Source organism: Butyrivibrio sp. VCB2006 (assembly GCF_000420945.1).
Taxonomy (GTDB): domain Bacteria; phylum Bacillota; class Clostridia; order Lachnospirales; family Lachnospiraceae; genus Butyrivibrio.
In genome coordinates this window covers 186,657-209,095 of sequence record NZ_ATVX01000004.1, presented here as the reverse complement: position 1 = coordinate 209,095, position 22,439 = coordinate 186,657, and the positions used below count along the sequence as shown (strand labels likewise).

The following is a 22,439-nucleotide window of genomic DNA, read 5'->3' as shown; positions in this document are numbered from 1 at the left end:
AGATGATATTTGTAACAGTAGGTACACATGAACAGCAGTTTAACAGACTTGTAGAATATATGGATAAGTGGGCAGAGAGCCATGGCGAGGAAGTGGTGATCCAAACTGGCTTTAGTACATATATACCCAAGAAAGCTACATGGAAAAAGCTTTTTAGCTATAGCGAAATGAAAGAAAATGTTGCAAAAGCACGTATAGTCGTAACTCATGGTGGACCTTCAAGCTTTATTATGCCTCTTCAGACTGGCAAAATTCCGGTGGTTGTGCCTAGAAGAAAATCATTTGGCGAGCACGTTAATGATCACCAATTTGATTTTTGCAAACAGGTAGCAAAAAGACAAGGAAATATTATTTTTGTTGAGAATATCAAAGAATTGGATAAAACCTTGGCTAACTATGATGAAATTGTTGCTGGATTAAAGAATGGAATTAAAAGCAATAATGATGCTTTTTGCTCAGAGTTTGAGAGAATTGTTCAGGAAATAATAGCCTGAATCATCTTTCGTAGAAAGTGGATAAGTGAAATATGTCAAATGAAACAAAAAAAGTAAAGGTTGTCCATATCACCAAAGATTTAATAGTAAGTGGTATCGGAACTGTACTGATGAATTATACCTGTAATTTAGATAAAGAACGTTTTAAAACAACTATTATTGCAGGCACTCCTATTGCAGATTCTTATAGAGATTTGTGCCGTGAGAACGGGATAGAAATCAAAGAAATACCTGCCAAAGGTAGTTCGTCCTTGAAATGTTATATGGCTATGTGGAAAATCCTTAAAAAAGGAAAATATGATATAGTTCATATTCATGGTAATAGCGCAACAATAACAATAGAGTTGCTTTTAGCAAAAGCAGCAGGAATCAAGGTAAGAATTGCTCATTGTCACAATAGTACATGTGATCATGTAAAGGTACATGAGATTTTATCGCCGATTTTTAAAAGGGTGTACACAAAAGGATATGCTTGTAGCGATTTGGCAGGCAAATGGATGTTTGGAAATAGTTCCTACCAGGTTCTTACGAATGGATTTGAAATAAACAAGTTTTTATTCAATCAGGAAATGAGAAAATCTATAAGGCGTGAGCTAAATATAGAGGATAAGTTCGTAATTGGTAATGTGGCTAGATTTAATAATCAAAAAAACCACATTTTTTTATTGGATATTTTTAAAGAGGTAGCAAAAAAGAATCCGGATGCATTCCTGTTTCTTGTGGGAGCGGGGCCATTACTTGAACAGATTCAGCAATTAATACAGGAGCATCCTTACAAGGATAGAATATTGTATTATGGTGAATCAGATTATGTAGAAATTTTATATAATGCTATGGATATGTTTGTGTTACCTAGCAAATATGAAGGACTTGGGATTGTTTTCGTAGAAGCTCAGATTAATGGACTTAGGTGTGTTACATCAGATCAGGTTCCTAGTGAGGTTAATATAAATAATCAGACTAAATTTATTTCATTTGATAAGGATGCTGAGTCCTGGGCTTCAGAGGTGGTTCCATACCCGGATGATGATAGACAGAAGATGTCTGAACTGGCATATTCTAGTGCTAAAAATTATGATATAGCTGATCGTGTAGAAAAGCTAGAGAGAGATTATCTGGAACTAACAAGCCTGGCGTGAGTTGTTTTTTTGTGTTTTAGTGAGGAAGTATTGTGACAATATTTGGCGTTATATGGGCATTAATTATGCTGTATTGTTTCAAAAAGGCGGATATTAAGTATATGTTTTTTGCCACATTGATTTTTATGACATTTCAATGTGCAAATGTATTGTACCTTCATGGTAGCTCCGGAGTAGGGCCACAAGTATTAACTTCAATTTGTTTTATAGCGAAGTTTTTTATTTCTTCGAAGTTTAAATTTACAAGAATTCGTAAAGATAAGTCTCTTCTAGCTAGTTTATCACTAGTAGCTCTAGCTATTTTGATTATAGTAAGCGGATATAAAAATAGTAATCTTAGTGAAACATTATTAGTTATTTTTCAGCTTTTCGTTTATATGATTGCCTTTCTGTTAATGAGAAGGACAGCGAAAAGTATTGGAAAAGAGAATTTATATAAGCTAGTAAGAACAATAATAATTTTCGTTGTTGCTGTTGGAGTGATTCAATGGTCAATTACAAGGTTTGTGCCAGCAGCCAAAATCCTCTTGAAGTATATTTTTTACAGTGATAACTCTACTGACGTATATTTCAACCATAATGATGCATATCATAATGGCAGAATATATTCTACATTTATGGAACCGTCATATATGGCAGCATTTGCTGTTGGGGCATTTTATTACTTGGTTTGCTTTTGGAACAGGCTTAAAGAAAACATCGCTCTATTAATTATGCTTGTTATAATAATTGTTGCTTCGCTAAGCTCAACGGCGTATGGAGCATTTATAATTACAGGGCTTATTTTTATTGTCAGTACAAAAGAGCTTAAGCTTAAATGGAAAGTTTTGATTGTTTCCTTTGCTGCAGTATTGGCATTTGTTTTCTTTACTATGTTTTATGATGTCTTAGATGTTGTTATTTTTTCGAAGGCTTCATCTGCTTCCGGAGTTACACGTGCAAGATGGAATCTGGAGGCACTTGATGCATATAATACGTCACCTATTTTCGGCGTTGGTTATAAGGCCATTAGAGGAAGCAGTATTATTTACACAATAATGGGAGAATTGGGAATACTTGGACTGATTTCATTTGTTTCTTTTAACATTGCTTCTGTTTGGAGAGTAGTGTTTAGAGGAATACGGGCTAAGAAGTATTCTTTGGGGTATTACGGCGTATTATATGCTGCAATTTCTTCTGTAACTTGCTTGGTTATTGCTTGCCCTGATTTGGATTTATGTTCCTATTGGTTTTGGCTGTATTTGGTATCTTGCTATAACGGCCTTGAATTGATCAAGTACAGGACTAATAAAATAGTGATGTTTGATTCGTTTAGTCAAAGCAACGCTTCATTAAGTTTACAATGATGTTTTAAGTAGAGGTTATATGAAAGGTTCTATTATTTGCGAAACAACATGTTGCGGTTGTGCTGCATGCATGTCGATTTGTCCAAAATCAGCTATTTCTATGGCAGAGAATGAAAAAGGATTTTTAAATCCTGTAGTTGATGAAACGCTATGTGTAGATTGTGGTTTATGTCAGAAAGTATGCAATAGCAAGATTGAAAAAGAAAACGTTAGTAATGCATATATATTAAAAATAAAAGATTCTGTGCAGCATTTGATGAGCCAGTCAGGTGGTGCGTTTACTGCAGTTTCCAATGCGATTCTTGATGATGATGGAATGGTATTTGGTGTTGTTGCAGATGAGAATTTTGAAGGTGTGTATGGTTGCGCCAAGAGTAGAGAAGAGAGAGAGGCAATGCATGGCTCTAAATACATGCAGGCCAGAGTTAATTATACATACAGAGAGGTAGAAAAAGCTCTGGAAAGTCATAAAGTTCTTTTTTCGGGTACGCCTTGTCAGGTTGGGGCTCTAAAAAAGTATCTTAAGAATAAAAAAGTATGTACAGACAATTTGTATACAGTTGATATTGTTTGTCATGGTGTTCCTTCTGTGCTGATATTCCGCGGAATATTGAATGAAGCCCGAAAGAAAGTTGGAAAAATACATCAGGTAATTTGGAGAGACAAATTATACTCCGGATGGGGGGCTAATACCAGCAGTTTTTATGGTATTGATAAGTATTCTACTGGACATTTTTATAAGATATTTTGGTCAAATTTATGCCTTAGAGATTCTTGCTTTCAGTGTCAGTATGCTTCACTAGGTAGGTGCTCTGATATAACAATAGGTGATGCCTGGGGAGTAAAAAAGCAGGATCCGAGTTTTGCTGACAGTAGAGGAGTGTCACTAGTGCTTATAAATTCTGCTAAGGGTGTGGAATTATTCGAGAAGTTTAAAGAAAATGTCGTTTTTAAGAGTGTTGATATAAATGATTACATTCAGCCCAATATGAAGGGGCCTTCAAAAGCCAATAGAAGTGTAACAGAATTTTGGAATGATTATTTTAGTAAGGACTTCTCGTTTATTCTCAAAAAGTACGGAGAGAATAATCTTCTATTGAATTATAAATATGTGTTAAAAAAAGGGATTAATGCTATATGCAAAAGAAAATAGGTATTATTACTTTTCACAATAGTGTTAACTATGGTGCTGCGCTTCAGACATACGCATTATATAAGACATTATCTAATGATGGGTATGATGTTGAGGTTATAGACTATGTTAATGAGAAAATTGACGGAGAGCTTAAGTCAAAGGGTGAAGTAATTAATAAGAGTATAAAAGGGTATGTAAAAGCCGCTATTAAAAAATATCACGGTAAGCGTAAATTTATCGCCTTTTCAGATTTTAATGAATCAAGGATAAAACTTTCTGATGAAAGGAACATACCAAGAAGCAATGTAGAATTGATTGCCAATAAATATGATGTATTTATTACTGGCAGTGATCAGGTATGGAACTTAGGGATAACAGGTGGAGACTTATCTTATTACCTTGATTTTGTGCCTGAAAAAGCATCGCGTATAGCGTATGCAGCATCTGCAGGAGATACCATTGGAACAGAAATATCAAAAGTGCTTCCGATAATTAGTAAGTTTAATGCTATATCAGTCAGAGAAAAGTCATTAAAGGATTATCTGGGTGAAAATTTTAATCTAGATACAACTGTATGCTGTGATCCGACTTTGTTGGCCGAGAAATCCATCTTTTCCGAAATAAAAAGCAAAAGACTAATTAAGAAAAAGTATGTGTTCTGTTTCTTGATGGCGGACAAACCTGGAATAATGGATGCCGCAAGGGCTATAGCGAAAGAAAAGGGGCTGGTTTTAATTGATAACAAAAAGAGTTTTGAATTCTTTTTGCATAGTAGCCCTGAAGATTATCTTTCGTGGATTTGCAACGCAGAATATGTTTTAACAGATTCTTTCCATGGCACAGTTTTTTCACTTATATTTAATAAGCAGTTTATTTCAGATAAATATGATGCTGATGGAAATGTTAAAAAAAGAATTCAGGATTTGCTTGGTGATTTATCATTAGAGGATCATTTTAAGAATATCAACTTGGAAAATATAGAATGTATTAAGAAAATTCTGTATGCGCCAATTGATTACGAAAAAGTTGAAAAAGAAAGAAAAGAACTTGCAAGTAAGTCTCATGACTGGCTGATGGATTCTATTAAGAATTGTTAAACTAGCAAGTTTGAGTGATTTTTTATGAGTCAAAAAAAGAGTATTAAAAAGAATTTTGTATGGCAGGTAGGTATAGAAATTACCAATATGCTACTTCCACTGGTTACATCGCCTATTCTGGCTAGAAGAATGGGAGCTGAGACGCTTGGTATCTATTCTTATGTATATACTGTCTCATATTATTTTTTGACATTTGCATTGCTGGGAATGTTTCAGTATGGAACCAGAGAAATTGCTACAGTCAGGGATAATAGAGAATTACTAAACAAAAAGTTTAGTGAGTTGTTTTGCTTTCAGTTTCTTCATGCTGGGATGGTGATTATAGCTTATCTTGCGTATTCTTTTTTGTTCTCAAAATATATTGGGCTTATGCTGATACAGACTATTTATTTGGTAGGAGCCTCACTTATTCTTATTAACTATGTTTTTACGGGATTAGAAGAGTTTAATATTATTGCAGTAAAAACAATGATAATAAGAATCATCGGTGTAGTACTTATTTTTGCATTTGTACGAACCAAAGAAGATTTACCACTATATACACTTATTATGGCGGGTGAACCTTTAGCAGGTGCACTTGTATACATTGCACTTGCCAGAAACAGGGTAAAACTTGTAAAGGTGAATATCAAAGATGTCTTTAAGCATACAAAAGGCTTGTACATGATATTCATTCCTATTATGGCAACATTCCTGTATACTACCATGGACAAACTTATGCTTGGACATATGAGTGTAATGTCTGAACTTGGATATTATTCTAATGCTGAGAAGGCACTTATTGCTCGAAATCTGGCTGTGGCATTAAGCGTTGTTTTAGTTCCAAGAATGTCAAACCTTGCGGGAGATTCAAATTCAAAAGCATTTAATGAACTGTTAGACAAATCTATCGAAGTAATTCTTTTGCTCACTATTGCTTTTGGCTTTGGAACAGCCGGTGTTTCGTCAGCATTTTCTGTAGTGTTCTGGGGCAAGGATTTTTCTCCATGTAGTATTCTGATTCAGGTTATGAGTTTTACACTACCGGCATATGGTTTAACTTATGTTATTAATAACCAGTATCTTGTTCCACTACGAAAAGAAAAGATATATATAGGAGCTACAGTATTTGGGGTATTAGTTAATTTTATGCTTAACTGGCTATTGATTCCTATCTACGGTGCTTTAGGAGCGGCTATAGCTACATTGGCAACTCAGTTTATTGTTTTGATATGTGAGTGTGTGGCAATTAGAAAGAGTTATTCAGTACTTAGATCACTTAGAAGTGCAATTCCATATTTATTTATCGCTATGGTAATGTATGCTGTGATTAAGTCCATGGATAGCATGGTTACTTATAGTATTCTTTCACTGTTATTAGAAGTGTTGATTGGTGGCCTTTTATTTTTTGTCTTATGTGTTGTATACTGGATTGCTTTTAAGAAGACTATGTATTTGAATATTATTACTGGTGCATTAGCGCGTGTTAAGAGAAAAAATACAATAATAGCGGAAAGAACATGAGCTTATTACGGAGAAATATGTAATTAAATATAAGCGGCGGCCTGCTTGAGCAGACCGCCGCTTAGCAATTTCATTTGCGAAGCTCTTTATAGATTTCATCCACGTCATAATTAGGAGCATAGTTGATTGCTACATCATATATTGGGCGTACAGTTTCTATATCTTCCTCAACTTCATCAGCAATAGTTTCGAGAGATTTACCCTTTACAATTTTCTTGCAAATTGTCCTTATGAGTCGTTTATAATCACCTTCGTTTAGAGAATCTTCTTTGAGCGCTTTCATATGTCCAGCTTGATCATATTCGTATAGACTATACGTAATAACCGCCTTCCTTTCCTTCACCAAGAAATCTTTGAGAATATCGTTCTCAATACAGTAGTCGACAGCTAGCGGCACTGCATCGGCTGAATGCCGACTTGTATACACTAAACTATTTGATAGTGGTTGTAAATACTTTTGGAATAACATTAAGAAAAGATTAAGAAATTTGTGTGTGAAGAAGTACTATTATTTGTTGTATAATTAATTTCGATGACGTTGTTTGTGACTAGCCTAGGGGGGACATGATGGGAACTAAACTTACTAACGAGGAGATTTACGAGAAGTATCACGACAAGGTTTTTGCTTACATCAGGAATCATGTTAATCAGATAGAGGATGCTGAGGATCTGTGTTCTGATGTATTTGTTAAGATTTATAGCAAAATTGATACCTTCGATGAGAAGAAGGCCAGTATTTCAACCTGGATTTATGCAATGACCAGTAATACGGTTATTGATTTTTACAGAACGAATCATATTCATTCGGAGATTCCGGAGGATCTGGCTGAGGATAAGAGTCTGATTGAGGATGAAGTCCTTAATAATGAGAATCTGGAAGAGCTTGCCAAGGCGCTTAGGGCGCTGCCTCAGGAGCAGATGGATATCATTGTTCTTAGATACTATAGGGGGCTGACACTGCAGGAAGTGGCAGAGCAGATGAACCTTTCCTATGGTATTACCAAACTTCGCCACAGAGAGGCTCTTGGAAGACTCAAGGATTTGCTTGGAGAGTGACAACTGACAACTAAGGAAAAACTACAAAAAAGGATGCCTAAGTTTAAAGAATATATCCGAAGATACGGAGTTTATTTTTTAACATAGGCATCCTTTTACAATATTTATATATCCATTTCAGGATTATTTATCTTAGTAGTTCACTCCAAGAGCCTTGAGCTCTTTTTCTGTCTGAGAATAATTTTTGTAAACGATTCCCTTCCAGCCAAGCTTAACTGCGGTCTCGATATTTACCGGAGTATCATCGATAAATACGGTGCGCTCTGGAGTTAAGTTGTATCGCTGCTCCAGAAGGTGATAGATTTCAGGCTGTGGCTTAACAACGTGGTCTCTATAGCTGAGAATTCCGCCATCTGTTTCATCGAGGAAAGCCATGGCATCAGGGCAGCCTTCAAGAGCCTGTCTTGAGAAGTTTGAAAGGTACAAAACTTTATAGCCTGCTGCCTTGAGGGCTTTGATCCAAGGGATTGTCTTTTCTCTCTTGAGGATGATTCCGTCGATATTTACGAAGGCATCCTTGAGCTGTTCTCCAATTTCAGGATCGTTTTCTACAAATCTTTCTACGATCTCATCGTTGGTAAGATTTCCCTTGTCGTATTCAACCCAGTCATCACTTCCAACAGAAGCCTTTGCCATTCTCTCTATCATGGCATCATCGTAGCCCTTGGCTTTAAGAAAATCATTCCAGGCAAAATCAGTAAGTACGTTGCCGATATCAAATACAACAGTATTGATCTTGCCTTCAGGAATTACATTGCCAAATTTGTCGTGCTGCTTGTTGGAAGAGCCTGCATCAAGAGATGCGATATTGTGTCTTCCTGTAATTGCGCCGAGACCCCAGAGAAGGAGCCACAGCATAATTGGAACTGCAACGATTGCTCCGGCAAGGCCCATGAACATATCCTTGGAATCAGGACCGCCAAAGAGGGCAACTCCCAAAAACGCGATTATAAGTCCTGCGATGATCACAAGTCCAACGATTGCCAGAACTCTTTTGTATAAAGGTGTTTTTTCATTATTATTCATATAAATCTTCCTATCTAAACTAAGCATATTTCCCTACTTCTACATACAGAGTAAAAGTATACACAAAGAACTTCAACTTTTCAATTTATAAGTTTGTATTAGTGATAAATGGATTTTTTTATTATAATAATTTGCGGGAAAAACTAAGAAAGAATATTTGAATTATGAGTAAAGTGATTGAAGTTTTAAAAAAGATAGCCTCCAAGATAACCTACAGCAAAGTCATAATGTTTCTGATACTGTGTTTCTTTGCTGCATTGGGGATTAGTTATTTAAATGACTATTTTTTAAAGGACTATATTCAGGCCAAAAAAGCTGAGAAGGCCGAACCTGTTTACGAAGAAGAATACGGTGACAAGACAATGGTTATTCACGAGAACTACCTTATAAATAATCAGGGCAAAATTGTGGATGTCAGAGACATTGCCGGTAGAGATCAGACATACACAGGATACACCAATGAGATACAGTCTGATTACTTCCAGGATAAGGCTCTTGTATATGACGGCAAGGATAAGGTATATCTTTTTAACTCTGATCTTGAATATGAGGTTGTAGCCGAAAAGGCCTGCAGAGCCGGAATGTCTTTATCCGGAAATAAAGTCTTCTATATTATTAAGAAGCCTTCCGAGGCAGATAATGAAGTCTATATCTATGATGTTGAAACCAAAGAAACCAACATGGTATGGAAGGGCGCATCTGAGGCTGTATTATCACCGGAGGGAAATTATCTTTTGTATTATGTTAATAAAGAAGATTGTCTGTATTCAGTTAACTTTGAAACCGGAAAAAGCAAAGTGGTAACTAAGAATCAATATATTATGCCCCTGTCTATCAGTGATGAGGGAAAGTACATTTTCGGATATAGAGGCGATGGAAACGGAAAAATAGAGATTTGCTATATTGAGAAGGATGATATCTGGGGATTTGGGTATTCCATGTCTCAGTATGACTACAACTTCGTGGTGATGAGTAAGCAGCAAAAAGACATATTCTGCAGCATGAGAAGCAAGGATTACTATTTTAACGGAGAAACCGGGTATTTCCACAAAGATTTCCTGGACGGATGGAATGCCTATATTCCTTTTGACTATACTGTCAGGAAGGTTGGCGGTCAGGAGATAATGATTCTTTCCAATGAAGGTTTTGATGATTTTGTGTACAAATATAAAGGCAGAATGCGCTGCATAACAGAAACCAAGGAAAGGGTTTACCTGTTCGATCAATATGGTACCTATCTCTTTAGCGGATATGAAGACGGCGTCTTTACTGCCTATGCTATTGACGGTAATTACAAGATTGATAAGGCCATAGTGACTTATGTAGAAGGAAAAGATGGCGAGCTTGAAACAAAGATTGTCCATGACAAGTCATTTCTATCAGACTATAATATACGAACCATGAGAACCAATGAAAAGCACAATATGTTCTATTTCGTGACAACGGATTTTAAGCTGTATTGCTACGATGGTAACAATGATGAAACGAAGTTTATTTGCAATATGGAAGATTCAGGTGCTTCTGTCCACAATCATCTGGAGTATTCCAAATTTGAAGATATCCTGTACTTCGTGGATGGCGATGATCTCTTTTCCTATGACCCTGAAACGGAAAAGATTACTCTTGTTACCGGAGACTGTTACATGATATCCGGCGGAGATCACAAGACAGACCTGGTGCAGTTTTGCACCGAGGAAATGGAAGAGAATCTGTATGTGGTTAATGGACAGATCTTTAAACCTACTAATTAAATAGTATGTATTAACTCCAAAAGCCGTGATGCCGCAATTGACAAAGGCCTGGTCTCATCTGTGATAACGCAGATCTGTCTCTTGGGAATCAGGGAGTTAAAGCGAAGTTCGAACAACATTCCGCTATCCAAGTACTCTTTTGCAAAGTCCTTAACAACGCAGCCTACGCCTAGGTTTCTTAGGGCGAACTGGACTATCATGTCGCTGGTTGAAAGCTCGAACTCAGGCTGAATGTCAACGTCATGGGAACTAAGGAAGTTATTGATATAGTTTCTGGTGCTGGAGTTTGCCTCTAAAAGAATAAGCGGCATCTTTTTAAGATCGCTGAAATCCAGAGTTTTGTTCTTGTACTGAATAAAGCGGCGGCCGGCTACAAAGGTATCTTCTATATTAGAAACAGGAAAATAGTTGTAGCCCTCTTTTTCTGCAAAGGGAGTGGATATAACACCGAAGTCAATTTTGTCATCATCCAGATACTGCAGGGTTTCAGGAGTTGGGCCGTTAGTTACGGTAACCTTGATGCCGGGATACAGCTCATGGAACTTCTCAAGGAATGGCAAAAGAAAAAATCTAAGAGTCATGTCACTGGCACCAATCCTGACTTCTCCTGCGCCAAGGTGCTGAATCTGCCTGAGGCGCTGAATGCCAAGATCAATCTGTTCGTAGCCTCTTTCTACATATCTATATAGAAGATCTCCCTCACTTGTGAGCTTCATGCCACGGGATGTCCTTTGGAAAAGAGTGCATTCCAAAGAGCGTTCAAGCTGATGGATAGATTGTGTGACAGCAGGCTGGGAGATAGACAGCTCTTTTGCCGCCAAAGTAATGCTCCCAAGTTTTCCTACATAATAAAATACCTTGTAATACTCCAGATTTTCGACCATTGCTCCTCCAAAAGGCAGGTAAAAAATATACTAAGCCTGGCAAACTTTCATAATTAAAGAATATACTAATTTCAAGAAAAATGTATATATTTTATTCTGTACAATTGGCTGCGTCCATGCTATTATTTATCAAGAACTGAAAAAGATAAGTGACACACGAGTTTGAAAACGGCTACAAGCCAGAATAGGAGCGGCTTTCAATGAGTTTTGAAAATGACAACAATGTCAATGAGAACAGTGTTGAGGATATCGTTTCAAGATACAGACCCGAGGTTTCCAAGTTAGTTCCATATTTGAGATGGCTTAAAGATAACGCCAAAGTAGAGGTGGCTTCCAGTTACAGTAACAGCGACCTCAAATCAATGCCGTTTCCGGTTTATGATTCTAATCTGCTTGCCTTTGTTAAGGCGGCACAGTCTACAAATTTGCTTGATCGCAACTATGTTTATGTTTATTCCAGAAATCATTTGAATACTGCCAAGGATGAGCTGTTGTTCATTCATGACGCCGAGATTAAAGATATGGAGGATCTTGCCGGAATCTTATCCAAGTATATTTTATCCGGTATGACCAAAGGAACTGTTTGGGCTGAGGGAGTCCGCAACGGTGTTCTCTATAATGTAGTTGCTAAAATGGATGAGCTTTGCAGAGTTTGGGGACACGAATCTGACAAGCCGCTAGCGTGAGCTTCACATAATTTTTTGACTGGGAGAAAAAAGTAATGGGAGAGAAGTCCACACAGAAGAGGAAATACATTCTGGAGAAGGCCAGAACAGTTTTTTCCGAAAAAGGTTATAAGAATGTAACTATGAAGGACATTGTAGATGCCTGTGACATCAGCCGCGGGGGTCTTTATCTCTATTTTTCCAGTACTGCAGAAATTTTCATGGCAGTTCTTGCCGATGAACATGATGAGGATGATGAAGAGGCAGTTGTAGCAGCCCTTTCCGGCGATGCTTCTGCAGGTGATATGCTTGCTCTTTTCCTCAAGGAGCAGAAAAAAGAAATCCTCAGAAAAAAGAACAATCTTACTGTAGCCACTTATGAATATTTTTCCGTTCATAAAGTTTCTGCAAAAGATAATCCACTTAAGAATCAATTTGATACAGCGGTTACCATTATTCAGAAATTAATTGAAAATGGAATCGAGAATGATGAGTTTTATTGCGAGAACCCTCTTGGTTGTGCCCGCAATTTAATGTACGTGGTGGAAGGACTCAAGATCATGAGTAAGACTTGTTCTATTACAGAAGAAGCCATTGATAGAGAATTAATGTATGTGTTAGAGGGATTAGTCCCCGAAGACTAAGGTGCTTAATAAATGTTATTAAGCACTTTCTTATTATACTAAAATGTCAAAAAAGTATGATGCTGACTAGTCAGTTCATAGATATAAAAAAGAAAGAGGAGAAGTTATGAGCACTGTAAGACGAATCTACGTAGAAAAGAAAGAACCTTACGCAGGAAAGGCAAGAGAACTCAGACATGAGATCTCAGGATACCTTGGAATCAAGACCGTTGAAAAGGTTAGAATTTTCATCCGCTACGATGTGGAAAACGTATCTGATGAAGTATTTGAGAAGGCTGTTGGTACTGTTTTTTCTGAGCCACCGGTTGACATTCTATATAGAGAAAACATCGAAATTCCAGAGGGAGCAAGAGTGTTTAGCATCGAGGCGCTTCCTGGACAGTTCGATCAGAGAGCAGATTCAGCCGAGCAGTGCGTTCGCTTTATAAAGGGTGACGAAGAGCCTGTTATCAAGACTGCAGTTACCTATATGCTTATCGGCAATATTTCAGACGAAGAGCTTGAGAAGATCAAGGACTATACAATGAACCCTGTTGATTCACGTATAGCTTCAGATGATAAGCCACAGACTCTTGTTGAAACCTATGATGATCCTGAAGATGTCAAAATCTTTGATGGCTTCAAGGATATGGCAGAGGATAAGCTAAGAGAGTTGTACAACAGTCTTGGACTTGCCATGACCTTCAACGATTTCAAATGGATTCAGCAGTATTTTGCAGGTGACGAGAAGCGTGATCCTTCAATGACAGAGATCAGAGTTCTTGATACGTACTGGTCAGATCACTGCCGTCATACTACTTTTGGAACTGAGCTTAAAGACATCTCTTTTGAAGAGGGCTTCTATGCTGAGCCAATCAAGGCTTCCTTCGAAGACTACCTTGCAAGCAGAGATGCGCTTTACACAACTGATGATAAGAAAAAAGAGAAATTCATTTCCCTCATGGACATCGCTCTTATGGGAATGAAGAAGCTTAAAAAAGACGGAAAGCTCACAGACATGGAAGAGTCTGAAGAGAACAACGCTTGTACAGTAGTTGTTCCGGTTGAAGTTGACTACGGCAATGGTCCTGTTACTGAGAACTGGCTTGTATTCTTCAAGAACGAGACTCACAACCATCCTACTGAGATTGAGCCTTTCGGTGGCGCTGCTACATGTCTTGGCGGTGCGATCAGAGATCCGCTTTCAGGAAGAGGCTATGTATACCAGGCTATGCGTGTAACCGGCGCTGCAGATCCTACAGTTCCTGTTGCAGAGACCATGAAGGGTAAGCTCTCTCAGAAAAAACTTGTACGTGGCGCTGCAAGCGGCTATTCATCATACGGTAACCAGATTGGTCTTGCTACCGGCTATGTAAAAGAAGTTTATCACCCAGGCTACGTTGCCAAGAGAATGGAGATTGGTGCAGTTATGGGTGCTGCTCCACAGGAGCATGTAATCAGAGAAAGCGCTGATCCGGGAGACATCATTATCCTACTTGGCGGCAGAACAGGTCGTGATGGCTGCGGTGGAGCAACAGGTTCTTCCAAGGCTCATGACAGCAAGTCACTTACAAGCTGCGGTGCAGAGGTACAGAAGGGTAATGCTCCTACAGAGCGTAAGCTGCAGAGACTCTTTAGAAGACCTGAAGTAAGTGAGCTTATCAAGAAGTGTAACGACTTTGGTGCAGGCGGAGTTTCAGTAGCTATCGGTGAGCTTGCTCCGGGACTTGATATTAACCTTGACCTTGTTCCTAAAAAGTACGCTGGTCTTGATGGTACAGAGCTTGCTATCTCTGAGTCACAGGAGAGAATGGCAGTTGTTGTAGCACCTAAGGATGCTGACAAGTTCCTTGACTATGCTGCAGAGGAAAACCTTGAGGCAGTTAAGGTTGCTGTTGTTACAGAGGAGCCAAGACTTGTCCTTAACTGGAGAGGCAGCAAGATTGTAGACATAAAGAGATCTTTCCTTGATACAAACGGAGCTCATCAGGAGACTACAGTTAAGGTAGAAGCTCCTGTAGCAGATGATAATTATTTTAACAAGATTGCAAGCAAGGATGTTGAGAAGGCTCTGGAAAGCGGCGATGTTAAGGAAGCTTTACGTGCAGAACTTTCAGACCTTAATGTATGCTCACAGAAGGGCCTTGTAGAAATGTTCGACTCCTCTATCGGAGCCGGATCAGTTCTCATGCCTTATGGTGGTAAGTACCAGCTTACGGAGACACAGGCTATGGTTGCTAAGCTTCCTGTTCTTGGTGGCAAGACAGATACAGTAACTATGATGAGCTATGGTTTTGATCCATATCTTTCAAGCTGGAGCCCATACCACGGCGCTGCCTATGCTGTAACCGAGTCTGTTGCAAGAATCGTGGCAACAGGTGGTGATTACAGAAAGCTTCACTTCACTTTCCAGGAGTACTTCAAGAGAATGACTGAGGATCCAACAAGATGGAGCCAGCCACTTACAGCACTTCTTGGTGCATACGATGCTCAGATGAAGTTCGGCATCGCTTCAATCGGTGGCAAGGACTCAATGTCAGGATCCTTCAATGAGATAAACGTTCCGCCTACACTGGTTTCTTTTGCCGTAGATGTTGCTAAGCTTTCTGATGTAGTAACACCTGAGCTTAAGAAGGCCGGAAACAAGCTGGTTCAGTTCAAGATTGCCAAAGATAAATACGACCTTCCTGATTATGACAAGGTAATGAAGCTCTACGGCGAGATCACAGAGCTCATGAGAAAGGGCGCAATCGTATCTGCCTACGCTGAGGATTGCTACGGTATTGCAGCAGCTCTTTGCAAGATGGCATTCGGTAACGGAATGGGCGTTAAGATTGCAGATTCAGTAGAGGCAAAAGAGCTCTTTACAAACGACATTGCTGATATCGTTGCTGAGGTTGCAGTAGATAAGCTTGCCGACGCACTTAAGGTAGAGGGTGCAAGAGAAATCGGTGAAGTTACTGATGACAAGACATTTACAGTATCCGGTGTATCTTTTGCCATGGAAGAAGCACTTGATGCTTGGAAGAACAAGCTCGAGAAGGTATTCCACTCAACAGTTAACGAGGAAAAGACACCTGTACAGTCAGATCTGTACAAGGCAGAGAGCGTATATGTTTGCAAGCACAAGGTTGCAAAGCCTACAGTATTCATCCCTGTATTCCCTGGAACAAACTGTGAGTATGACAGTGCTCAGGCTTTCCAGAGAGCAGGTGCTGATGTAAACATCAAGATATTCAGAAACAGAAACGCACAGGATATTGAAGAGTCTGTAGCAGAGTTCAAGAAAGCCATTGAGAATGCTCAGATCATCATGTTCCCAGGCGGATTCTCAGCAGGTGATGAGCCAGACGGAAGTGCTAAGTTCTTCGCAACAGCTTTCCAGAACGAAGAAATCAAGGCAGCAGTAGATGACCTTCTCCACAACAGAGACGGTCTTGCTCTTGGCATCTGTAACGGATTCCAGGCTATGATCAAGCTTGGTCTTGTGCCAAACGGCAAGATCACAGGCCAGACTGCAGATTCACCTACACTGACCTTCAATACAATCGGAAGACATATCTCCAAGATGGCTACAATCAAGGTTGTTTCCAACAACTCACCTTGGCTGTCTAAGGCTACTCTTGGCGGAGTATATACAAACCCTGCTTCTCACGGTGAGGGAAGATTTGTTGCACCTGCAGACGTCCTTGACAAGCTCTTTGCAAATGGTCAGATTGCTACCCAGTACTGCGACCTTGAGGGCAATGTAACCATGGACGATGAGTGGAACATCAACGGATCCTACAGAGCAGTTGAGGGTATCCTTTCGCCTGATGGAAGATGCTTTGGTAAGATGGCTCACTCAGAGCGTAGAGGCGACGGCGTAGCTATTAACATCTACGGTGAGCAGGATCTTAAGATCTTTGAGAGTGGTGTAGAGTACTTTGAGTGATAAAGGGATGCAAAGTCATGTGTGAATGTGCTTGCACAAATTCACATATGACCTTGCAGACCGAACATACATGAGGAAAAAGATATACGAATGAAATGAGTATATCGATTTCCGAATGAATGTAGGATTGCGAGAACGAAGTGGAGCAATCCGTATATCACTCAATAAGTAGTATATTTACGGAGGAGTTTATGAAAGCAAGATTAATACTGGAAGACGGAACGGTCTTCACGGGAAAGCATATAGGGGCTGACAAGGATGTGGTGAGCGAGATCGTCTTCAACACATCCATGGCAGGATACACGGAGGTGTTTACAGACCCATCCTATGCGGGACAGGCAGTTTGTATGACATATCCGCTGATCGGCAATTACGGGGTATGCCTTGATGATATGGAATCAGACAGACCCTGGGTTGATGCGATCATAGTTAGAGAGCTGTCTCATGTGGCTTCAAACTTCAGATGCGACATGACAGTTCAGGAGTTCATGGACAAGTACGAGATTCCCGGAATTGAGGGAATAGACACAAGAGCTCTTGTAAGACTCCTTCGAGACAAGGGTACCATGAACGGGTATCTTACAACCAATGAGAACATAACCTATGACCAGGTAAAAGATAAGCTCCATGCCTACACAACAGGAGATGTTGTAAGCAAGGTTTCCTGCAAGGAAAAGAAGTTCTTAAAGGGCGTAAGTGACCTGGCAGAAAACGGTCCTATCTCAGGAAGCGCAGTCTTTAACAAAGAGGACTATGAGGCATCACTTAGAGGTGATTTAGCTAAGAGAGAAAAGAGACCAGCAATCGTAAAAGAGCTAAATGGAACAGGCCTTAAGGTTGCCCTTCTTGATCTTGGTGCCAAGAAGAACATAGCAGATTCCCTTGCTGCAAGAGGGTGCGATGTAACAATCTATCCTTTTGATACCAGCGCAGAGGAAATCTTAAGGGATAAGCCTGACGGAATCATGCTTTCCAACGGCCCCGGAGATCCCAAGGACTGCAAGGGGGTTATCGAGGAAATCAAAAAGCTCTATTCTTCAGATACGCCAATCTTTGCAATATGCCTTGGACATCAGCTTATGGCCCTTGCTACAGGAGCGGATACCTACAAGCTCAAGTACGGACACAGAGGTGGAAATCACCCGGTAAAAGACCTGACGAATGGCAGAGTATATATTTCATCCCAGAACCATGGCTATGTAGTAGACATGGACAAACTAGATAAAAGCATAGCTGAGCCTGCTTTCATAAATGTAAATGACGGAACCAACGAGGGCCTTGCGTATGTGGGCAAGAACATTTTCACAGTTCAGTTCCACCCGGAAGCATGCCCGGGACCACAGGACAGCAGCTACTTGTTTGATAGATTCGTAGATATGATTCGCAAGGAGAAATAAGAAATGCCCAAGAATAAAGACGTTAAAAAGGTTCTGGTAATCGGTTCAGGACCTATTGTAATAGGACAGGCGGCAGAGTTCGATTATGCCGGAACTCAGGCCTGCAGATCACTTAAGGAAGAAGGCGTAGAGGTTGTACTTGTAAACTCTAACCCTGCTACCATCATGACTGACAAGAACATAGCTGATGAAGTTTACATTGAGCCTCTGACAGTTAAGGTTCTTGAGCAGATAATAGAAAAAGAAAAACCGGATTCAATCCTTCCAACCCTTGGAGGCCAGGCTGGTCTTAACCTTGGAATGGAGCTGGATGAATCAGGATTTTTAAAAACTCACAATGTTAAGCTTCTCGGAACAACCGCTGAGACCATCAGAAAAGCTGAGGACAGACAGGAATTCAAGGATACGATGGAAAAACTGGGACAGCCTGTTGCAGCATCCCTCGTTGTTCACAATGTACTTGATGGTGTTACTTTTGCCAATAAGATTGGTTACCCGGTAGTACTCAGACCTGCCTATACCCTTGGAGGTTCAGGCGGCGGTATTGCCTATAACCAGGCTCAGTGCGAAGAAATCCTTGAAAACGGTCTTAGACTTTCAAGAGCTAACGAAGTTCTTGTAGAGCGTTGTATTGCAGGTTGGAAGGAAATCGAGTACGAGGTAATGAGAGACAGCCTCGGCAACTGCATTACAGTTTGTAACATGGAAAACATCGATCCTGTAGGTGTTCATACAGGAGATTCAATAGTAGTTGCTCCTTCTCAGACTCTTTCTGACAAGGAATACCAGATGCTTAGAAGCGCAGCTCTTTCAATTATCGACGAGCTTAAGATCACAGGTGGCTGTAACGTTCAGTTTGCCCTTCACCCTACAAGCTTTGAGTACTGCGTAATTGAGGTTAACCCACGAGTTAGCCGTTCATCAGCTCTTGCAAGTAAGGCTACAGGTTATCCTATCGCCAAGGTTGCTGCCAAGATTGCCCTTGGCTACACTCTTGATGAGATCAAGAACGCCATTACCGGCAAGACCTATGCAAGCTTTGAGCCAACTCTTGATTACTGCGTAGTTAAGTTCCCAAGGCTTCCATTCGATAAGTTCATTACAGCCAAAAGAACTCTCACTACCCAGATGAAAGCTACCGGTGAGGTCATGAGTATCTGCACCAATTTTGAGGGTGCTATGATGAAGGCCATCCGAAGCCTTGAGCAGCACGTTGATTGCCTTACAAGCTATGACTTCTCAGACCTTGATGATGATGAGCTTGTAGAGAGACTTAAGGTTGTTGATGACCAGAGAATCTGGGTTATCGCTGAGGCTCTTCGCCGCGGTATCAGCCACGACGAAATCCATGACATCACCATGATCGACCACTGGTTTATTGATAAGCTCCACACTTTGGTCAAGATGGAACTTAAGCTTCTTCGCTGCGGCGAGAAGAATACCGCAGGTAAGACAGGAAACCTTGAGGATGCCAAGAAGGTAATCAGCTTTGATACTATGCTTGAGGCAAAGCGCCTTGAGTACCCTGATACAGTTATCTCAAGGCTTACAAGATTCCCTGTTCCTGTGTTAAAAGAGCTGAGGGATTTCTACAACATACATGCAACCTTCAAGATTGTTGATACCTGCGCAGCTGAGTTTGCAGCAGAAACACCTTACTACTACTCAGTTTACAACGGTCCTGATTCAGAGGATGAAGCTGCACTTAAGAATCAAAAGCAAGGAAAGTCATGCGCTCGCGATGCTCGCCATGACACGTTCAGTCCAGATTCGTCAGAACCTCATCAGGACTTCTCAGCGAAAAAGATTCTTGTTCTCGGTTCAGGTCCTATCAGAATCGGTCAGGGTATCGAATTTGACTACTGCTCAGTTCATGCAACCTGGGCATTTAAGAATGAGGGTTACGAAACAATCATAATAAATAACAACCCTGAAACTGTAAGTACCGACTTCGACATTGCAGATAAGCTCTACTTTGAGCCACTTACAGCTGAGGATGTTGAGAATATCGTTCGCCTTGAAAAGCCCGACGGAGCTGTTGTTCAGTTTGGTGGTCAGACTGCGATTAAGCTTACTCAGGATCTTATGAAGATGGGTGTCAAGATCTACGGAACAGATGCCAAGGATGTTGATGCTGCAGAGGATAGAGAAATCTTTGATGAGATCCTTGAACAGACACAGATCAAACGTGCTCAGGGAGCTACAGTTTATACTGCAGAGGAAGCCAAAGAGGTTGCTAATCGCTTAGGATACCCAGTACTTGTAAGACCGTCTTACGTTCTTGGTGGACAGGGCATGCAGATAGCTCTTTCCGACGAAGAGATAGAAGAGTTCATGAACATCATCAACAGATATGCTCAGGATCATCCTATCCTTGTTGATAAGTATCTTCAGGGTGTTGAGACAGAGGTTGATGCTGTATGTGACGGAGAAGATATTGTAATTCCCGGTATCATGGAGCATATTGAGAGATCCGGTATCCACTCAGGCGACTCGATTTCTGTATATCCTGCCCAGTCTCTTTCTGACAAGGTAAAAGAGACAATTGCAGAATACACAAAGAGACTTGCTAAGGCCCTTCATGTAATCGGACTTATCAATGTTCAGTTCATAGCAGTAGGAGATGAGGTTTACATCATCGAGGCAAACCCAAGATCATCCCGTACTGTTCCTTATATCAGTAAGGTTACAGGTATTCCTATCGTAGACCTGGCAGCTCAGGTTATGATGGGCAAGAAACTGAAAGACCTTGGTTACAAACCTGGACTTCAGCCTGAAGTAGGTTACGTTGCAATCAAGATGCCGGTATTCTCATTTGAGAAGATCAGAGGAGCTGAGATCAGCCTTGGACCTGAGATGAAGAGTACAGGTGAGTGCCTTGGAATCAGTAAGAGTTTTGATGAAGCTCTGTACAAGGCCTTCCTTGGTGCAGGAGTTAAGCTTCCTAAGTACAAGCAGATGATCATCACAGTTAAGGATGCTGATAAGGGTGAAGTAATTGATATAGCAAGACGCTACAAGAAGCTTGGCTACATCATCTACGCCACAAGATCCACAGCAGATACCCTCAACGAAAACGGTGTATCCGCAAGAAAGATTAACCGCCTAAGCCAGGAATCACCTACAGTCATCGACCTTATCCTGGGCCACAAGATTGATCTTGTTATCGACACACCTACCCAGGGCCGAGACAAGACCCGTGACGGTTTCATCATCCGCAGAACTGCCATCGAAACCGGCGTAAACGTAATAACCGCCCTCGACACCGCAAGAGCCCTCGTAACGAGCCTTGAGAGCGCCAGCACAGAAGAGGCCCTTACCCTTGTGGACATCGCAAGACTATAAGGATATCTTCTTAGGACTAATAGTTTGCAGAGCGAGTTTACTTTTATATTTAAAATGCCATATAGGTGCGAACCTATATGGCATTTTTTATGATTAGCTTTATGACCTCTCTCAGAAGTTTATTCCATATTAGATGCATGTCAAGGCACGCAAGCTCTAAAGGCCTTGTCATTCATCTAATATGGAATAAAAGTTAATCAAGAGGTCAAAAGCAAATAATGCTGCCGCATTGGTCATGATTGGCATTACAGTGAATTATTTCAGTAATAACAAATAGATGTCTATGGTAGAAATAGTATTATCGAGAAAGTTTTCAGTAATAACAGAAAGATGTCTGAGATAGGAATGGTATTACAGGGAATATTTTTAGTAATAACAAATGGATATCTGATACAGAAATAGTATTACTGAGATTGATTTTGATAATACCAAGAAGGCAGGGAAGACCTGAATGGTATTACAGAGAGCAATTTTAGTAATAACAAATGAGCATTTGATACAGAAATAGTATTACTGAGATTGATTTCGGTAATACCAAGAAGGCAGAGAAAATCTGAATGGTATTACAGAGAATAATTTCAGTAATAACAAATATATATCTAAGACAGAAATAGTATGACAGAAGCTTATTTCTGTCATACCAAATATATATTTGAGGCAGAAATGGTATTACCTGAATCGATTTTTGCGATAGCAATATATGCTATTGACCTCTTGGGTGACTATTATTCCTTAAAAGATGCATATCAAGGCCTTTAGAGCAGGCGTGCCTTGATATGCATCTTTTGAGGAATATACTCCAAGGAAGAGGTCATATAGCAGACTGTGGAAGGTAACCTTTTTTTGTGCACTAGTGAGTGTAAAAACGTTATTCAGGTGTATAATTATATGTAAAGAAAATTTTTAGAGTTTTCAGAAAAATGTTATAAAAATCAATCATATTGCCTACAATTGGGAGGGAATATGATTAAGTTTATGATTGTTTGCTAAGTATAATTTCCATATAGAGAGAATAAATTAGGGGAAGTGTCCGATAAATAAAAT

The 22,439-nt window shown here is 39.9% G+C and carries 16 protein-coding genes; 13 read left to right on the top strand and 3 right to left on the bottom strand.

The features are described 5' to 3' along the window. Positions 1-2 precede the first annotated feature (2 nt). Genes G613_RS0105185 through G613_RS0105160 form a run of 6 tightly spaced genes read left to right on the top strand, consistent with a single transcriptional unit; the run spans position 3 to position 6,714 of the window. Complete coding sequence (locus G613_RS0105185; protein ID WP_029231645.1) at positions 3-494, top strand: glycosyltransferase; 492 nt, start codon at positions 3-5, stop codon at positions 492-494. A gap of 32 nt (positions 495-526) precedes the next feature. After that, positions 527-1,633 (top strand): glycosyltransferase family 1 protein, encoded by a 1,107-nt coding sequence (locus G613_RS0105180; protein ID WP_029231644.1) that lies wholly within the window; start codon positions 527-529, stop codon positions 1,631-1,633. 32 nt (positions 1,634-1,665) lie between these two features. Continuing rightward, a complete protein-coding gene (locus G613_RS0105175) occupies positions 1,666-2,979 on the top strand; it encodes an O-antigen ligase family protein (protein ID WP_029231643.1) in 1,314 nt (437 codons plus the stop codon). Between the two features lie 19 nt (positions 2,980-2,998). After that, positions 2,999-4,132 (top strand): Coenzyme F420 hydrogenase/dehydrogenase, beta subunit C-terminal domain, encoded by a 1,134-nt coding sequence (locus tag G613_RS0105170; protein WP_029231642.1) that lies wholly within the window; start codon positions 2,999-3,001, stop codon positions 4,130-4,132. Continuing rightward, positions 4,117-5,211, top strand: coding sequence for a polysaccharide pyruvyl transferase family protein (locus G613_RS0105165; protein ID WP_029231641.1), 1,095 nt, complete (start codon positions 4,117-4,119; stop codon positions 5,209-5,211). Before G613_RS0105170 ends, G613_RS0105165 begins: the two co-directional genes overlap by 16 nt. A 24-nt stretch (positions 5,212-5,235) precedes the next feature. Further along, positions 5,236-6,714: a flippase gene (locus G613_RS0105160; protein WP_029231640.1), complete on the top strand. Its 1,479-nt coding sequence runs from the start codon at positions 5,236-5,238 to the stop codon at positions 6,712-6,714. 70 nt (positions 6,715-6,784) lie between these two features. Here the strand turns inward: G613_RS0105160 and G613_RS0105155 are convergent, their stop codons facing one another. Further along, the gene (locus G613_RS0105155; RefSeq protein WP_155828037.1) at positions 6,785-7,057 is read right to left on the bottom strand and encodes a hypothetical protein; all 273 of its coding nucleotides are present in this window, start codon (positions 7,055-7,057) and stop codon (positions 6,785-6,787) included. 224 nt (positions 7,058-7,281) lie between these two features. Between G613_RS0105155 and G613_RS0105150 the strand changes: the two genes are divergently transcribed. Then, positions 7,282-7,770 carry an RNA polymerase sigma factor gene (locus tag G613_RS0105150; RefSeq protein ID WP_029231638.1) on the top strand — a complete coding sequence of 163 codons (489 nt, stop codon included), beginning with the start codon at positions 7,282-7,284 and terminating at the stop codon, positions 7,768-7,770. Positions 7,771-7,902: 132 nt separating this feature from the next. Here G613_RS0105150 and G613_RS0105145 read toward each other — a convergent pair whose 3' ends face one another. Next, positions 7,903-8,796 carry an HAD family hydrolase gene (locus G613_RS0105145; RefSeq protein WP_029231637.1) on the bottom strand — a complete coding sequence of 298 codons (894 nt, stop codon included), beginning with the start codon at positions 8,794-8,796 and terminating at the stop codon, positions 7,903-7,905. Positions 8,797-8,960: 164 nt separating this feature from the next. On the opposite strand from G613_RS0105145, the gene G613_RS0105140 reads away from it, so the two are divergent. Next, the gene (locus G613_RS0105140) at positions 8,961-10,547 is read left to right on the top strand and encodes a hypothetical protein (protein ID WP_029231636.1); all 1,587 of its coding nucleotides are present in this window, start codon (positions 8,961-8,963) and stop codon (positions 10,545-10,547) included. Here the strand turns inward: G613_RS0105140 and G613_RS0105135 are convergent. Continuing rightward, positions 10,544-11,431: a LysR family transcriptional regulator gene (locus G613_RS0105135; RefSeq protein WP_029231635.1), complete on the bottom strand. Its 888-nt coding sequence runs from the start codon at positions 11,429-11,431 to the stop codon at positions 10,544-10,546. The two genes, G613_RS0105140 and G613_RS0105135, sit on opposite strands and share 4 nt — an antisense overlap. A 200-nt stretch (positions 11,432-11,631) precedes the next feature. On the opposite strand from G613_RS0105135, the gene G613_RS0105130 reads away from it, so the two are divergent. From G613_RS0105130 to carB, 5 genes are all read left to right on the top strand, one after another. Beyond that, the gene (locus G613_RS0105130; protein WP_029231634.1) at positions 11,632-12,117 is read left to right on the top strand and encodes a hypothetical protein; all 486 of its coding nucleotides are present in this window, start codon (positions 11,632-11,634) and stop codon (positions 12,115-12,117) included. Positions 12,118-12,152: 35 nt separating this feature from the next. Further along, positions 12,153-12,740, top strand: a complete 588-nt coding sequence (locus tag G613_RS0105125; protein WP_029231633.1) for a TetR/AcrR family transcriptional regulator — start codon at positions 12,153-12,155, stop codon at positions 12,738-12,740. 106 nt (positions 12,741-12,846) lie between these two features. Next, positions 12,847-16,653, top strand: coding sequence for a phosphoribosylformylglycinamidine synthase (locus tag G613_RS0105120; RefSeq protein ID WP_029231632.1), 3,807 nt, complete (start codon positions 12,847-12,849; stop codon positions 16,651-16,653). 191 nt (positions 16,654-16,844) lie between these two features. Further along, complete coding sequence (locus G613_RS0105115; protein ID WP_029231631.1) at positions 16,845-18,050, top strand: carbamoyl phosphate synthase small subunit; 1,206 nt, start codon at positions 16,845-16,847, stop codon at positions 18,048-18,050. A 3-nt stretch (positions 18,051-18,053) separates the two neighbouring features. Beyond that, entirely contained in the window at positions 18,054-21,395 is a 3,342-nt protein-coding gene (carB, locus tag G613_RS0105110) for a carbamoyl-phosphate synthase large subunit (RefSeq protein ID WP_029231630.1), read from the top strand. The last annotated feature ends 1,044 nt before the right edge of the window (positions 21,396-22,439 follow it).

Coding starts and splice junctions, on each gene's coding strand:
- G613_RS0105185 (WP_029231645.1), top strand. CDS start 3: ATGATATTTGTAACAGTAGGTACACATGAACAGCAGTTTAACAGACTT.
- G613_RS0105180 (WP_029231644.1), top strand. CDS start 527: ATGTCAAATGAAACAAAAAAAGTAAAGGTTGTCCATATCACCAAAGAT.
- G613_RS0105170 (WP_029231642.1), top strand. CDS start 2,999: ATGAAAGGTTCTATTATTTGCGAAACAACATGTTGCGGTTGTGCTGCA.
- G613_RS0105165 (WP_029231641.1), top strand. CDS start 4,117: ATGCAAAAGAAAATAGGTATTATTACTTTTCACAATAGTGTTAACTAT.
- G613_RS0105160 (WP_029231640.1), top strand. CDS start 5,236: ATGAGTCAAAAAAAGAGTATTAAAAAGAATTTTGTATGGCAGGTAGGT.
- G613_RS0105150 (WP_029231638.1), top strand. CDS start 7,282: ATGGGAACTAAACTTACTAACGAGGAGATTTACGAGAAGTATCACGAC.
- G613_RS0105145 (WP_029231637.1), bottom strand. CDS start 8,796: ATGAATAATAATGAAAAAACACCTTTATACAAAAGAGTTCTGGCAATC.
- G613_RS0105140 (WP_029231636.1), top strand. CDS start 8,961: ATGAGTAAAGTGATTGAAGTTTTAAAAAAGATAGCCTCCAAGATAACC.
- G613_RS0105135 (WP_029231635.1), bottom strand. CDS start 11,431: ATGGTCGAAAATCTGGAGTATTACAAGGTATTTTATTATGTAGGAAAA.
- G613_RS0105130 (WP_029231634.1), top strand. CDS start 11,632: ATGAGTTTTGAAAATGACAACAATGTCAATGAGAACAGTGTTGAGGAT.
- G613_RS0105125 (WP_029231633.1), top strand. CDS start 12,153: ATGGGAGAGAAGTCCACACAGAAGAGGAAATACATTCTGGAGAAGGCC.
- G613_RS0105120 (WP_029231632.1), top strand. CDS start 12,847: ATGAGCACTGTAAGACGAATCTACGTAGAAAAGAAAGAACCTTACGCA.
- G613_RS0105115 (WP_029231631.1), top strand. CDS start 16,845: ATGAAAGCAAGATTAATACTGGAAGACGGAACGGTCTTCACGGGAAAG.
- carB (WP_029231630.1), top strand. CDS start 18,054: ATGCCCAAGAATAAAGACGTTAAAAAGGTTCTGGTAATCGGTTCAGGA.